14 protein-coding genes are annotated in these 12,899 nt (G+C 68.9%); 6 read left to right on the top strand and 8 right to left on the bottom strand.

The window, feature by feature from the left end; all coding sequences use genetic code 11:
- Nucleotides 1–71: 71 nt before the first annotated feature.
- On the top strand, nt 72–974 hold the full coding sequence (locus tag NJE57_RS12215; protein ID WP_319028703.1) for an alpha/beta fold hydrolase: 903 nt from the start codon (nt 72–74) through the stop codon (nt 972–974).
- A 163-nt stretch (nt 975–1,137) separates the two neighbouring features.
- Here NJE57_RS12215 and NJE57_RS12220 read toward each other — a convergent pair whose 3' ends face one another.
- Nucleotides 1,138–1,560, bottom strand: a complete 423-nt coding sequence (locus NJE57_RS12220; RefSeq protein ID WP_319028704.1) for a hypothetical protein — start codon at nt 1,558–1,560, stop codon at nt 1,138–1,140.
- 263 nt (nt 1,561–1,823) lie between these two features.
- Here NJE57_RS12220 and NJE57_RS12225 point away from each other — a divergent pair, with 263 nt between their 5' ends.
- Nucleotides 1,824–2,420: a maltokinase N-terminal cap-like domain-containing protein gene (locus tag NJE57_RS12225; RefSeq protein WP_319028705.1), complete on the top strand. Its 597-nt coding sequence runs from the start codon at nt 1,824–1,826 to the stop codon at nt 2,418–2,420.
- A gap of 84 nt (nt 2,421–2,504) precedes the next feature.
- Here the strand turns inward: NJE57_RS12225 and NJE57_RS12230 are convergent, their stop codons facing one another.
- Together NJE57_RS12230 and NJE57_RS12235 are read right to left on the bottom strand one after the other, a co-directional pair.
- A complete protein-coding gene (locus NJE57_RS12230; RefSeq protein ID WP_319028707.1) occupies nt 2,505–3,056 on the bottom strand; it encodes a YceI family protein in 552 nt (183 codons plus the stop codon).
- Nucleotides 3,057–3,195: 139 nt separating this feature from the next.
- Nucleotides 3,196–3,864 (bottom strand): FadR/GntR family transcriptional regulator, encoded by a 669-nt coding sequence (locus NJE57_RS12235; protein WP_319028708.1) that lies wholly within the window; start codon nt 3,862–3,864, stop codon nt 3,196–3,198.
- A 189-nt stretch (nt 3,865–4,053) separates the two neighbouring features.
- On the opposite strand from NJE57_RS12235, the gene NJE57_RS12240 reads away from it, so the two are divergent.
- Nucleotides 4,054–5,808 carry a 2-isopropylmalate synthase gene (locus tag NJE57_RS12240; RefSeq protein ID WP_319028709.1) on the top strand — a complete coding sequence of 585 codons (1,755 nt, stop codon included), beginning with the start codon at nt 4,054–4,056 and terminating at the stop codon, nt 5,806–5,808.
- Between the two features lie 54 nt (nt 5,809–5,862).
- Here the strand turns inward: NJE57_RS12240 and NJE57_RS12245 are convergent, their stop codons facing one another.
- Genes NJE57_RS12245 through NJE57_RS12255 form a run of 3 tightly spaced genes read right to left on the bottom strand, consistent with a single transcriptional unit; the run spans nt 5,863 to nt 8,773 of the window.
- Nucleotides 5,863–6,774, bottom strand: a complete 912-nt coding sequence (locus tag NJE57_RS12245) for an alpha/beta hydrolase (RefSeq protein ID WP_319028710.1) — start codon at nt 6,772–6,774, stop codon at nt 5,863–5,865.
- Entirely contained in the window at nt 6,771–7,421 is a 651-nt protein-coding gene (locus NJE57_RS12250; RefSeq protein WP_319028711.1) for a TetR/AcrR family transcriptional regulator, read from the bottom strand. The genes NJE57_RS12245 and NJE57_RS12250 overlap by 4 nt, the downstream gene beginning before the upstream one ends.
- Nucleotides 7,418–8,773, bottom strand: coding sequence for a flavin-containing monooxygenase (locus tag NJE57_RS12255; protein ID WP_319028712.1), 1,356 nt, complete (start codon nt 8,771–8,773; stop codon nt 7,418–7,420). The genes NJE57_RS12250 and NJE57_RS12255 overlap by 4 nt, the downstream gene beginning before the upstream one ends.
- Nucleotides 8,774–8,930: 157 nt before the next feature.
- Here NJE57_RS12255 and NJE57_RS12260 point away from each other — a divergent pair, with 157 nt between their 5' ends.
- Entirely contained in the window at nt 8,931–9,707 is a 777-nt protein-coding gene (locus NJE57_RS12260) for an SDR family oxidoreductase (RefSeq protein ID WP_319028713.1), read from the top strand.
- 23 nt (nt 9,708–9,730) lie between these two features.
- Nucleotides 9,731–10,567 (top strand): SDR family oxidoreductase, encoded by an 837-nt coding sequence (locus NJE57_RS12265; RefSeq protein ID WP_319028714.1) that lies wholly within the window; start codon nt 9,731–9,733, stop codon nt 10,565–10,567.
- A gap of 48 nt (nt 10,568–10,615) precedes the next feature.
- On the opposite strand, the gene NJE57_RS12270 is transcribed toward NJE57_RS12265, so the two are convergent.
- Together NJE57_RS12270 and NJE57_RS12275 are read right to left on the bottom strand one after the other, a co-directional pair.
- Nucleotides 10,616–11,026 carry a cupin domain-containing protein gene (locus NJE57_RS12270; RefSeq protein ID WP_319028715.1) on the bottom strand — a complete coding sequence of 137 codons (411 nt, stop codon included), beginning with the start codon at nt 11,024–11,026 and terminating at the stop codon, nt 10,616–10,618.
- 90 nt (nt 11,027–11,116) lie between these two features.
- Nucleotides 11,117–11,575 (bottom strand): DUF1622 domain-containing protein, encoded by a 459-nt coding sequence (locus NJE57_RS12275; protein WP_319028716.1) that lies wholly within the window; start codon nt 11,573–11,575, stop codon nt 11,117–11,119.
- A 106-nt stretch (nt 11,576–11,681) separates the two neighbouring features.
- Here NJE57_RS12275 and NJE57_RS12280 point away from each other — a divergent pair, with 106 nt between their 5' ends.
- Entirely contained in the window at nt 11,682–12,830 is a 1,149-nt protein-coding gene (locus NJE57_RS12280) for an LLM class flavin-dependent oxidoreductase (protein WP_319028717.1), read from the top strand.
- Nucleotides 12,831–12,899: the final 69 nt, after the last annotated feature.

The following is a 12,899-nucleotide window of genomic DNA, read 5'->3' on the forward strand; positions in this document are numbered from 1 at the left end:
CCGCACAATGGAGGCAGGTCTACCTTGCGACGAAGTACGGCGCGGCAGGCCTTCCCGAGGGGGAATACACCATGCAGAAGACAATGCTCCATGGACGTGAGCTGGCCTATCGTGAGGCGGGGGCCGGCGAGGGGAAGCCCACGCTGCTGCTGATCCACGGGATGGCGGGAAGCTCGAGGACCTGGCGCGAGATCATTCCGAGGCTGGAGTCCCGGTTCCACATCATCGCCCCGGACCTTCCCGGCCACGGGGACAGTTCACTCGATTTCGACGACTACTCGCTGGGCGCGATGGCCTCGGCTCTGCGAGACCTGCTCGTGGTCAAGGGAATCAAGCGCTGCACGGTCGTCGGGCAGTCGCTCGGCGGCGGCGTGGCCCTGCAGTTCGTCTACCAGTACCCGGACTTCTGTGAGCGAATCGCCCTGATCGGCAGCGGTGGTCTGGGCAAGGAGGTCAACTGGATCCTCCGGTTGCTCGCCGTGCCCGGTGCCGAGCTCCTGCTGTCCGCCGGTGCGGCGCCGTTCCTGGTCAACGCCGGGAACACGGCCCGCCGCTTCTTCGGGGACAGGGGGGTCCGGGCGGTTGCGATGAACGAGCCCTGGGCGGCGTACGAGTCGCTCGGCAGGCCCGGCCACCGGAAGACCTTCTTCAAGACCCTGCGCGCCGTGGTGGACAACAAGGGCCAGGCCGTGTCGGCGCACAACCGGCTCTACCTGGCCGGGCAGTTGCCGTTCCAGTTGATCTGGGGAGACCGCGACCCGATCATCCCCGTCTCCCACGGGCACACCACCCATGAGGCGATCCCGGGTAGTCGTCTGGCGATAGTCGAGGGCACCGGCCACTACCCGCACGTGGAGGACCCGGCCGCGGTCGAACGGATCCTGGCGGACTTCATGGAGTCGACGGAGCCAGGGCATATCGACCACGAGATGCTCGGCGAACTCGTGATCGCCAGCGGCGACAGCGAGCAGTAGGCCGGCGGGGCCGGTAGCGGTCGATACCAACGGGGGCGCGGTCCCGATACCGCGACAGTCCCGACACAGCATCAGCCCCGAAACAGCTCCGCCCCGACACAGCATCAGCCCCGGCCCCCTCTCGCAGGGGGCCGGGGCTGATGAGCGGGAGATCAGTAGCTGATCAGGCGACCGCGTCGGTCTCGACGACGTCGTCGCCGGTGTTGTCGTCCCCGCCGGTGTCACCGTCACCCGGGACCTCGGCCTCGATGCCCCGGAGGATGTCGATCGCGCCGGAGATGTCACCGGTGGAGGCGGTGGAGATGGCCAGGTCGGCGTTCGCCAGGCACTCCTCGCCCGCCAGGCCGGGAGCGACGCCGCCGACGGAGCCGAGGAAGTCGTACGCGGAGATGGTGCCGCAGAGCTGCTGGGCTATCTCCGAGACCTCTGCGGGGGTCTCGACATCGTCGATGTCCGTCTCGGTCATCTCGGGGGCGCCGGCCGAGCCGCTGTCGAGGTCGGGGAGCTCGCTCTGGGCGGCGGCCAGTCCGGCACCGGAGAAGGACAGTGCGGCAGCGGAACCGATGATCGCGATGGTCTTCTTCATGATGGTCACCTTTCGTTCGAGCGCCGGGGTCTCCCGACTGCACGGCGGTCACCGTATCGACCGCGCCGCTCCCTGGCTGTGATGTGGATCACATACGACGGAGGCGCACGACGCCGATCCGGCCCGTGGGCAGCGCAGACGGCGCTCCGGGAAAATCTTCTTCTTTCCCGGCTGTCGGATTCGCGTCGTGTCCGCCGAGCCACCGGCGGGCGCGGCGAGAATCGACGTTTGCCGGACCACGCTTCTCCGGGGATGCTTAGTCCATGAGTGGAACCGCCGAGATCTACGACGCCGTCCTCACGCCGGGAAAACTGGATCTGCTCCGGGCGTGGATCCGGCGCCAGTCCTGGTTCGACGGCGACCCGGAGCAGGTGGAGCAGGTGACCGCCTACCGGTTTGTCGATCCCGACGGCGAGGTGGGCATGGAGTCCTTCCTGCTGACGGACGGCATCCGCACCATCCATGTGCCGGTCACCTACCGCGGCGCCGAGCTGCCGGGGGCCGAGGACGCTCTCGTCGGCACGATCGACCACTCGGTCCTCGGACCACGGTGGGTCTACGACGCGTCGGCCGATCCCGTCTACGTCACCGAGGTGCGCAGGGTGATCAGCCACCGCGACACCGCCGCCGACCACATGGCGGCGGAGGACGGGACTATCACCCCGGCGCCGGTCAACATCCGGGGCGGCGGTGCCGGTGCCGGCGGTGACGCCGAGGCCGCGCCGCGGGTCATCCGGGTGATCTCCGAGGAGAACGACGCCGAGGCCGACTGCCCGCTCATCGGCTCCCCGGGCACCCTCAGCGGGACCTGGCAGGACGCGGAGGGTTCGCACACCGCGGTCCTCGTCGTCATCGACTGACGCTCGCGCAGAACACCGCCCCCGCCTGGAAACAGGTGGGGGCGGTGTCGTCGCCGTCGGGTCGTGTTCCCGGGTCGGTGGTGCTCAGGCCTCCTTGATGGCGGAGACCTCGATCTCGAGCGTGACCTTCTCCGAGACCAGCACGCCGCCGGTCTCGAGTGCGGCGTTCCAGGTGAGGCCGAAGTCGCTGCGGTTGATCACGGTGGTGCCCTCGAAGCCCGCGCGGAGGTTGCCGAACGGGTCGGTGGCGGTGCCCTCGTAGTCGAACGGGACGGTGATCGACCGGGTCTGGCCCTTGATCGTGAGGTCACCGGTCACGTCGACGCCACCCGAGCCGTTCGCGGAGATCTTCGTGGAGCGGAACGTGATCTCCGGGTAGGTCTCCATGTCGAAGAAGTCGTTGGACTTGAGGTGGCCGTCGCGGTCGGCGTTGCGGGTGTCGATCGAGGAGGCGGTGATCGTGACCTCGGCGCTGGCGCCCTCGACGCCCTCGGAGGGAACCGTGACCGTCCCTTGGAAGTCGTTGAACGAGCCGCGGACCTTGGTGACCATCGCGTGGCGGGTGACGAAGCCCAGGCGGGAGTGGGTGTTGTCGATGGTCCAGGTGCCGGTCAGGTCGGTGAGGTTGGCGGTCATGGTGACTCCTTCTGGTCGTCCCGGCGGTGAGTGCCGGGATGGGTCTGTGTTGTGTCACCTACAGTAGGCCCAAGTCCATGATGTGTCAACAACTAGTGGTCCGGGTCCGGCCAGCCTCGCCAGTGACTCTTCACCCTGGTCATCGGGGCGGGCGCTTGAGCGATCCCAAATGGGTGCGGGTGAGGGCGGCCGTGCGCGCGCTGTCGCCGGATTCGATAGCTGAGTAGATGTCCTCGTGCACAGCGTGGTCGGCGTCATCTCCGTAGTCACCGCGATGCCGCAACATATCGACCATCGCCTCGCGATTGCGGGGCGCGAAGTGGTTGAACAGTTCGAGCAGGATCGGGTTGTGCGCAGCCACCAGGACGCCTCGATGGAAGGCCATGTCGGTGTCCACGTGCTCGTACACGTCGTGCCGATGGCGTGCTCGTTCTGCCAGGGCCCGGTGCAAGTTCGTCAGGTCTTCCTGTGTGCGTCGTTCTGCGGCCAGGGCGGACGCCTCCACCTCGATCGCAATGCGCGCTTCGATCACCGCGTCGATGTCGGCGCGACGCAGGACGGCGTCCCAGTCCTCGGCGATCTCCAGATTGGCCACGAAGACCCCGGCGCCCTGGCGCGAGGTCAGAACTTTCCGCCCGGCGAGCTGTCGTATCGCCTCGCGCACAGTGGACCTGCCGACCCCCAGCTGTTGGGCGAGCGTTGTTTCCCCAGGTAGCTTGCCTCCCACCTCCCACTCGCCGCTCCTGACCCGGTCCAGGAGTGCGTCAGCCGCCTGGTCGGCGAGGGATTCACGACGGACGAGTGGCATGGCGCCATTCTCGCACCACTCACCAGATGTCTACTTGTCTGAGGAGTTTGTGCTAGGGTCACCACCATGCTCTTGCACGGACTTTTCCTTCTTCTTCGCCACCACGACGGGGTGTAGCCAGACCGGCTCCCGTCGTGGAGTCGGAACATGCCGGTCGCCAGTATCCGACCCGCATGAAAAGGAACGAGCATGACCTTCCCCAGCATCAGCACGCCCGCCGGCGACGTCCCCAGCAACGCCCCCTCATGGAACCGCCAGCGCCACTCGCAGATGCCGTCTCATCGATACCGAGACGTGTACTCCCGCGTCGCCGTGCCCCTCACCGACCGTGACTGGCCGAGGAGTCGCATGACGTCAGCACCGCTCTGGGTGCCGGTCGACCTTCGCGACGGCAACCAGGCCCTGGCCGAACCGATGGACCCGACTCGCAAGCGCCGCTTCTTCGAGCTCATGGTGGCCATGGGCTACAAGGAAATCGAGGTCGGCTACCCCTCTGCATCCCAGACCGACTACGACTTCGTGCGCCTCATCGCCGACTCCGACATCGCCCCCGAGGACATCACGGTCGTCGTGTTCACCCCAGCCCGCCACGACCTCATCGAACGGACCGTGGAGTCGATCCGCGGCATCCGCAACGACGTCGTCATACACATGTACACCGCGACCGCACCGACCTGGCGCGACGTCGTACTCGGACACGACCGCGACTCGCTGACCGAGGTGATCCTGGGCGGTGCCCGCGACGTTCTGGAGTTCGCCCACGACCTGGGTAACGTGCGATTCGAGTTCTCGCCGGAGATCTTCAACCTCACCGAACCCGACTACGTACTCGAGCTCTGCGATGCGATCACGACGCTGTGGGATGCCTCGGTCCAGCGCCCCGTCATCCTCAACCTGCCCGCCACCGTCGAAGTTGCGACGCCGAACGTGTACGCCGACCAGATCGAGTACATGCACAAGAACATCGACCGACGGGAGGCGGTGATCCTGTCGGTCCATCCTCACAATGACCGGGGTACCGGCATCGCCTGCGCGGAATTGGCCGTCCTGGCCGGCGCCCAGCGGGTCGAGGGCTGCATCTTCGGAAACGGAGAGCGCACCGGAAATGTCGATCTGGCCACCCTTGCACTCAATCTGCACGCACAGGGAATCGATCCGATGATCGACTTCTCCGACATCGACGAGATCCGCCGCACCGTCGAACACGCCAACCGCATAGAGATTCACCCCCGACATCCCTACGTCGGCGACCTCGTTCACGCCGCCTTCAGTGGCACCCACCAGGACGCGATCAGAAAGGGCTTCGCAGAACACCGCGTCCGCGCAGCATCCGAGGGCGACACCAGTGCCGACACACCCTGGCGCGTTCCGTACCTGCCTATCGATCCCGCCGATATCGGTCGCAGCTACGACGCCGTCATTCGAGTGAACTCCCAATCAGGCAAGGGCGGAATCGCCTACCTGCTGGAGACCGAATACGGCGTCGACCTGCCGCGGCGCCTGCAGGTCGACTTCGCCCGCCACGTGCAGCGCTACACCGACACCGCGGGCAGCGAAGTCACCGCCGCCCAACTCTGGGCCATTTTCCAAGCCACCTACATGCGTAGGCCGGAGGACAACGGCATCGAACTCACCCGATGCGATACCGCTGGCGACACCACGACCATCATCCTCAACAACGGGGGGACCGAGCACACCAGCACCCACCACGATGTCGGCCCGGTCCAGGCCCTCACCGAAGCGCTCGGCCAGATCAACGTGGAACTCGACGTCCTCAGCCTGCACCGGGCCAGCACCGACTCAGGTGAGGACGGCGACGCGCTCACCCTGGTCGAGTACCGCCACCAATCGGAAATCGGTTGGGCCGCCGGAAGGAACAGTTCCGCCCTCACCGCCACTCTCGACGCTCTCGTCACCGCCGCAGCCACGGTCCGGGTGCGCTGATCACAGATGAGCGGCGACGGAAGGCCGGCGACAGCACGCTGGCGCGCGACCGGGTCAGCTCACGTGACGCCGTAGGAAGTGCAGTGTGTGGTCCACCGCGCGCTCGTGGCATGGCCGGCCGGGGAAGAGGTCGAAGTGGTCACCGGGGTAGTGGCGCACCTCCGCGCGGGCTGCGAACGCGGCGTCGGCGGCGGCGTGGGGCGGCGCGCTCCGGTCGAGGTCGGCGATCTGGATGAGGACGGGGATCCCGGCCAGTTCCCCTGCCCGGGCAACGGGTCGGAAGGAACCCAGCTCCGCGCCGACGCCGGCCCCGATCTCATTGCGCCAGGTGGGGCCGGCGACCGAGGTGTAGGCCTGTTCGTACCCCGGCAGTGAGAGCAGGGCGTGGGATCCCGGCGGGCCGACCAGGGGGACCAACGGCTCGGGCCGCCCCAGCGCCGTCGCCGCCCTGGCGGCCATGGTCGTGCCGGCCGAGCGGAGCAAGGTGCTCGGACGGTGCTGACGCGCGGCGGCCACCGCGGCGGCCCGTCCGTCCACGAGCGGCACCACCGAGATCACCGCCGCGATGGTCGATGACCCGCCGGGTTCGCGTGCCACCTCGAGGACGTGCCCGCCGCCCATGGAGCAGCCCCACAGGACGATCCGGCCGGCATCGACCTCCGGTCTGGTCGCGACCGCTGCGACCGCCGCTCGATAGTCGTCCTGCTGCCGGGACGGCGAGACGACCTGTCGGTGCCCGCCACCGGAGCGGCCGAAGCCCCGGTAATCGAACACGAACGCCGCGTACCCGGCCGCGGCGAATGCCTCAGCGAACGGGAGCAGGCCCGAGTCGGCCGTGCCGCCCAGCCCGTGGGCCATGACCACACAGGGTGCGGGGTCGGTCCCTCCGGCGGGTAGGAACCAGCCCCGGCAGGTGTCACCACCGGAGCGGAAATCGAGGTCGACTGGAGCGATCTGGCTGGTCACGAGTGTTCTCCTGGGGTGTCGACCGCCGGATCCGGACGGCCGTAGATGGCCCGGACCCACAGGTCGGAGGCGGTGGCGATCATGGGGTCCCGATCCGCGTCGGGGTCAAAGACGAGGCGTTCCAGAACCGATTCGTTGATCTGGATGAGGGCGGTGGCCAACGAGTCGGCGTCGGCCCCCTCCGGGGCCCGGCCGGCATCCCGTTCCGAGCGGATGTACTCGGCGATCGGCGCCGCCAGCTCGGTGCGTCCCTCGTCCCAGAGGCGTCGCATGGGCTCGTGCGTGGTGCGCGCGGTGAGCAGGGCCCGGTAGACGTGCGCGTTGTCGACCATCCGGTCGGCGAGTCGGTGCAGGGTCGTGGAGACCCGGGACCGGAAGCGGCCGTCCGAGTTGACCAGCATGTCGCTCGACTTGGCCGCGGTCGCCTGGATGGAGGAGAGCAGCACCGTGACCGCCGCGGCCTTGGAGTCGAAGTAGAAGTAGAACGCGGAGCGGGTGATCCCGGCCGCGTCGGTGAGATCGGCCACCGAGATGTCGTCGAGTTTCGTGGTGCGCAGTTGCCGGTCGAGTTCGGCCAACAACGCCTCCCGGCGCCGGTCGCCGCGAGGGGAGCCGTTCGTGCTCTCGCCGGAGGCCCCGCCGCTCACGCGGGGGCCGCCGTGCGGATCATCCCGCCGGAGCGCGCCGCACGCTCCCGGCCCCGGGGGATCTCGTGGGTCCGCATGTCGTGCTCGTAGAGGAAGTAGTCCACCTGTTGCTGGTGCCGCGGGGTGTCGAGCATGTGACCGATGTACTTCTTCTCGTCGGCGACGATCGCCCGCTCCATCTCCGCCCGCGGCGGTGTCCGGTACAGCCCGGCCGCCCACGCGGCCGCCAGCCGGGCCTGGGCCTCGACGAAGGGGAACAGGGTGGGCGTGGACTGGGCGAAGCCGACCATCACCAGGTCGTCGATCCCCGGGGAGAACATCCGCTTGTAGAGCGGTACGTGGTTGTGCGCGTCGGCGCTGAGGAACTCCGGGTCGAAGAACGGGAACGAGGTGTTGTAGCCGGTGGCCTGGATGACCACGTCGAACTCCTGGGCCGTGCCGTCCTCGAAGTGCACGGTCCGTCCCTCGAAACGGGCGATGTTGCCCTTGGCCGTGATGTCCCCCGAGCCCAGGCGCAGGGGCAACTCGACGGACTGCGTGGGGTGGGCCTCGAAGAACTTGTGGTTGGGCTTGGGGAGCCCGTAGGACTCCGGTCGACCCGCCGACATCGGCTGCATGGCCTGGATGGCCTTGCGCTGCCACGAATAGGGCAGGAACGGGAAGGTCGCGAAGTACTTGTCGGCCGGCTGGCCGGCGATGTACTTCGGGACGATCCACGCGCCCGACCTGGTGGAGATCACGACCTCGTTGCGCATGACCTTGGACGACAGTTCGACGGCGATGTCGGCAGCGCTGTTGCCCAGGCCCACCACGAGGATGCGCTTGTCCATCAGCTCCAGCGGGTCCCACGGGTCGACGTAGGCGTGCGAGTGGATCATCTCGCCGGTGAACTCGCCCGGGAAGTCCCCGAACCGCGGGTCCCAGTGGTGCCCGTTGCCCACCACGAGCGCGTCGAAGTGGCGGGTGCCGGTGCGTTCGGTGGTCAGCTCCCAGCCGCCACCGTCCAGCCGCTCGGCGTGCAGCACCCGGTTCTCGAACTCGATGAGGCGGAGGAGGTCGAAGGCCTCGGCGTAGTCGTCGAGGTACTGCTTGATCTGCGAGTGGTGCGGGAAGTCCGGGAACTCCTCGGGCATGGGGAAATCTCGGAAGCTCAGCTGGTGCTTGGAGGTGTCGATGTGCAGCGAGCGGTACGCGCTCGAACTCCCGTTGGGGTTGTCGAACGCCCAGTTCCCACCGATCCGGTCGGACGCCTCGAAGCACACCGCCTCGATTCCGTAGTCGTGCAGCATCTTCAGGGTGGTGAGACCGCTGATGCCCGCGCCGATGACGGCGACGGTGGGAACGGATGTCATGGGAACCTCTTCGACCTGGGGACCGCCTGGCCCGAAAGCTATGGCGTGAATCACATTACGGTCCTAGATTATGGCCAGGGATTGACGGGCGTCAACAGCGTGCCGGGCGCGCAGACGGGGCACCTCGCCCCGGGCCCCACCCCGGACGGAGGCGGAAATGGCAGACGACATGACCGACGGGCGGCACGCGGTGGTGATCGGCGGTGCCTCCGGGATCGGCTGGGCCACCGCTCGAGAGCTCGCCGCAGAGGGGTGGCGGACGATGGTCGCCGACGTCAACGGGGACCTCGCGAAAGCGCGCGCTGCCGAGTTGGCGGAGGCCCACGGACCGGGTCACCACCACCGGGTCGTCGACGTCGGTGACGAACCCTCGGTGGAGGCGCTCTTCGCCGGGACGGCTCCGGACCTCGTCGTGACGACCGCGGGCGTGAGCACCCTCGGGCTGGTCACCGACCACGACACCGCGGAGTTCCGACGCGTGGTGGACATCTGCCTCACCGGGGCGTTCCTGGTGTTCAAGCACGGGGGGCGGGTGGTTCGTGACGGTGGTTCGATGGTGGCGATCGCCTCGCTCAACGCCCGGCAGCCCGGCCGCGGAATGGCCGCCTACTGCGCTGCGAAGGCGGGCCTGGTGATGCTCGCGCAGGTCGCGGCGCTCGAGTTGGGGGAGCGCGGGATCCGGGTCAACACCGTCTCGCCCGGGTTCCTGGTCACCCCGCTCACCGAACCGGTCTTGCAGATCCCGGGCCTCGCTGAGGAGTACGCCGAGAACTCGGTGGTCCCGCACCAGGGCACCGCGGAGGACGTGGCCCGGGCGGTGCTGTACCTGGCCGACGCGCCCTGGATGACGGGGGAGGACCTGGCCGTCGACGGCGGAGCCCAGCTCAGGCGCTATCCGGATGTCCTCGGACTGGCGACGCGGGCCTTCTCGTGAGAGCGGCCCGTGTGGTCGGTCGGGTGTCCGGGGCCAGTGCGATCGTCACCGGGGGCGGGTCGGGGATCGGCGCGGCCCTCTCGGCGGCCCTGGTCCGGTCGGGTGCGCACGTGGTGGTGGCGGACATCGACCTCGAGGCGGCGACGCGGGTCGCGGACGAGATCGCCGAGATGTCCGGGTCGGGCAGCGCGCGGGCGGCCCGGCTCGACGTCACCGATGCCGGGGCCGTGGCCGCGCTCGTCGACGAGGTGGTCGCCGATCGCGGTGGCCTGGACCTGATGTTCGCCAACGCCGGGATCACCTGGGGCGGGGACACCGAGTTGCTCACGCTCGCGCAGTGGGACGCGATCGTGGACGTGAACATCCGCGGGGTGGTCCACTGCGTCCACGCCGCGTACCCGCACATGATCGGCCGCGGGTCGGGTTCACTCGTGCTCACCGCGTCGATGGGTGGCCTGTGTCCGGCGGGCCTGATCACCAGCTACGCCATGACCAAGCACGCGGTGGTGGGTCTGGGCCTCTCGCTGCGCGCCGAGGCTGCCGGCCACGGCGTCGGGGTGACCGTGGTGTGCCCCGCCGCGGTGGACACGGCGATCCTCGACAAGGGTCAGCTCGACGGATTCGACGGCAGGCACTTCTACCTCACCGGCCAACACGTGCGGCAGCCGCTCGACCCGGACCGACTGGCTAAGAGCGTGCTGGACGGAGTCGCCCGCAACCGCGCCCTCGTCGTGGAGCCGGCCCGGGCGCGCGCGACGTGGCGGCTGCAGCGACTCTCCCCGGCCCTGATGGACCGGATGCTGACGAGGTACGTGGGCGCGGTGCGGCGCCGGCGGGGCGGGGGCCCGGCCGGCGCCTGACGGCGGGAGCCGGGGCCCGGTGCCGCCGCCAGTGCTCGTCAGGGTTCGTCAGTGTTCGTCCGCGTCCGAGTCGGCCTTGGTGGGGTGGACGGTGCCGTGCGCGTGCTCCGGCGGGCCGTAGAGGGAGTAGACCTTGAGCGGTTCGTCGCCGATGTTGGTGACGTTGTGCCACGAGCCGGCGGGGACGAGGATCACCCAGTCGTCCTCGACCTCCTCGTCGAACTCGAGGCGGTCCTCCTCCGGGCCCATCTGGACCCGCGCGCGGCCCTGCTCGACGCGCAGGAACTGGTCGTGGTCCTCGTGCACCTCCAGGCCGATGTCGTCCCCGGGTGCGATCGCCATCACCGTCATCTGCATGTACTTCCCGCTCCACAGGGTGGTCCGGTAATTGGTGTTGGCGAGGGTCTCGTCCTCGATGTTCACGACGAAGGGCTTGGGCCCGTGATCGGTGGCGCTCATGGTGTGTCCTCTCGGTTTGCGTGGCACGGTCGGCCCCTGCGGTCCGACACATGCGGTCCGACTCGTGCTGTCCGACTCATGCTGTCCGGTTCATGCCGGGGCACCACCATCATGCCGCTCCCGGCGGGGCTCCGAGATCACCGCGGAGGGTGTCGGCGTCGGTGCCTGGTCCGGAGGGTGGGTGCTCTGCTGGGTGCCCTGCTGGGTGCCCCGCTTCTGCCACGGCCACCGGCCGGAGATCTCCAGCTCGAGTGACCAGCTCAGGAACGTCCTGATCAGCACGATCAGCCCGAGCACCGCGACGGACTCGAAGGTGGGGGAGATCGCGACCGTCCGGATGATGTCCGCGGCCACCAGGAGTTCGAGCCCCAGGAGGATCGCGCGGCCCAGTCGGCGGCGGAATGTGCCCAGGACATCGCCATCGGGTCCGTACCGGCGGCGAGGACTCAGGGCCAGTAGCGCCGCGACCAACGCCCCCACGACGATGGCGGCGACCCCCGCCACGTCCATCGTTCTGCCGACGAGTTCCATGCCCTCCGTGAACGTCATGGGCGAACTCTAGACCGGCCGGAGTCCGGCCGAGCGGGTTGGAAGGTGCGGGTTGGAGAGCAGGCTGGAGAAGCACTTTGATTGACAGATCAACTAATGTGGGGGCATGACTCAGCACACCACCTCCGTCACGACCCCCTCGTCGTCACACTCCGTCGCCTTCGGCCTCGACACCTTCGGTGACACCACCGTCGACCAGAGCGGCGTACCCGTTCACCACGCGCAGGTTATCCGCGACGTCGTCGACCAGGCCGTGCTCGCCGATCAGGTCGGCGTCGACGCGTTCGGTATCGGGGAGCACCACCGCCCCGACTTCGCGGTCTCCGCCCCGGATGTGGTGCTGGCCGGCATCGCCACCCGCACCGAGCGCATCACGCTCGGGTCGGCGGTCACGGTGCTCTCGAGCGACGACCCGATCCGCGTGTTCCAGCGCTTCTCCACCATCGACGCGATGTCCGGCGGGCGCGCCGAGGTCGTGCTGGGCCGCGGGTCGTTCACCGAGTCGTTCCCGCTGTTCGGCCTGGACCTGCAGCAGTACGAGCAGCTGTTCAGCGAGAAGCTGGACCTGTTCGCGGCGCTGCTGCCCGAGGAGCCCGTGACGTGGTCCGGCGATCTACGGCCGCCGCTGGTCGACCAGCGCGTGTACCCGCGCACCGAGGGCGGGCTCTCCGCGTGGATCGCCGTGGGCGGCAGTCCCGAGTCCGTGGTGCGCGCGGCCCGCTACCGCATGCCGCTCATGCTGGCGGTCATCGGCGGACCCGCCGGGCGGTTCGCGCCGTTCGCGGATCTGTACCGCGAGGCCAACGCGCAGCTCGCGGGTTCCGGGGCGGGGGATACGGGGGCGGGGGATACGGGGGCGCCGCGCCTGCCGATCGCCGTCCACTCGCCGGGCTTCGTCGCGGAGACCGACGAGAAGGCCGCCGCCTTGGCGATGCCGCACTGGTTGGTCAACCGCAACCAGATCGGCCGCGAGCGCGGATGGGGTGACGCCTCCGCGGCCGACTTCCACCGCGAGGTCCGCTCCGGCGCGATGTACGCGGGCTCGCCCGAGACCGTCGCGCAGAAGATCGCCGCGACCGTCCGCACTCTGGGTCTGGACCGCTTCGACCTCAAGTACGCCAGCGGCCCCATTCCGCACGAGGACCTGATGAACTGCATCGACCTCTACGGGCGGAAGGTCATCCCGCGGGTCCGGGAGTTGTTGACCGAGGCGCGGTACGAGCCCGGGGTGCCGCAGCAGGTGTCCCGCACCTGACGGTCGGTGCAGCGCCGGTGACCCGGTCGGCGTCGGCATCGATGCGGGCGGGCGTCGATCTGCGCCGGG

Source organism: Dietzia sp. PP-33 (assembly GCF_033790845.1).
Classification (GTDB): Bacteria; Actinomycetota; Actinomycetes; order Mycobacteriales; family Mycobacteriaceae; genus Dietzia.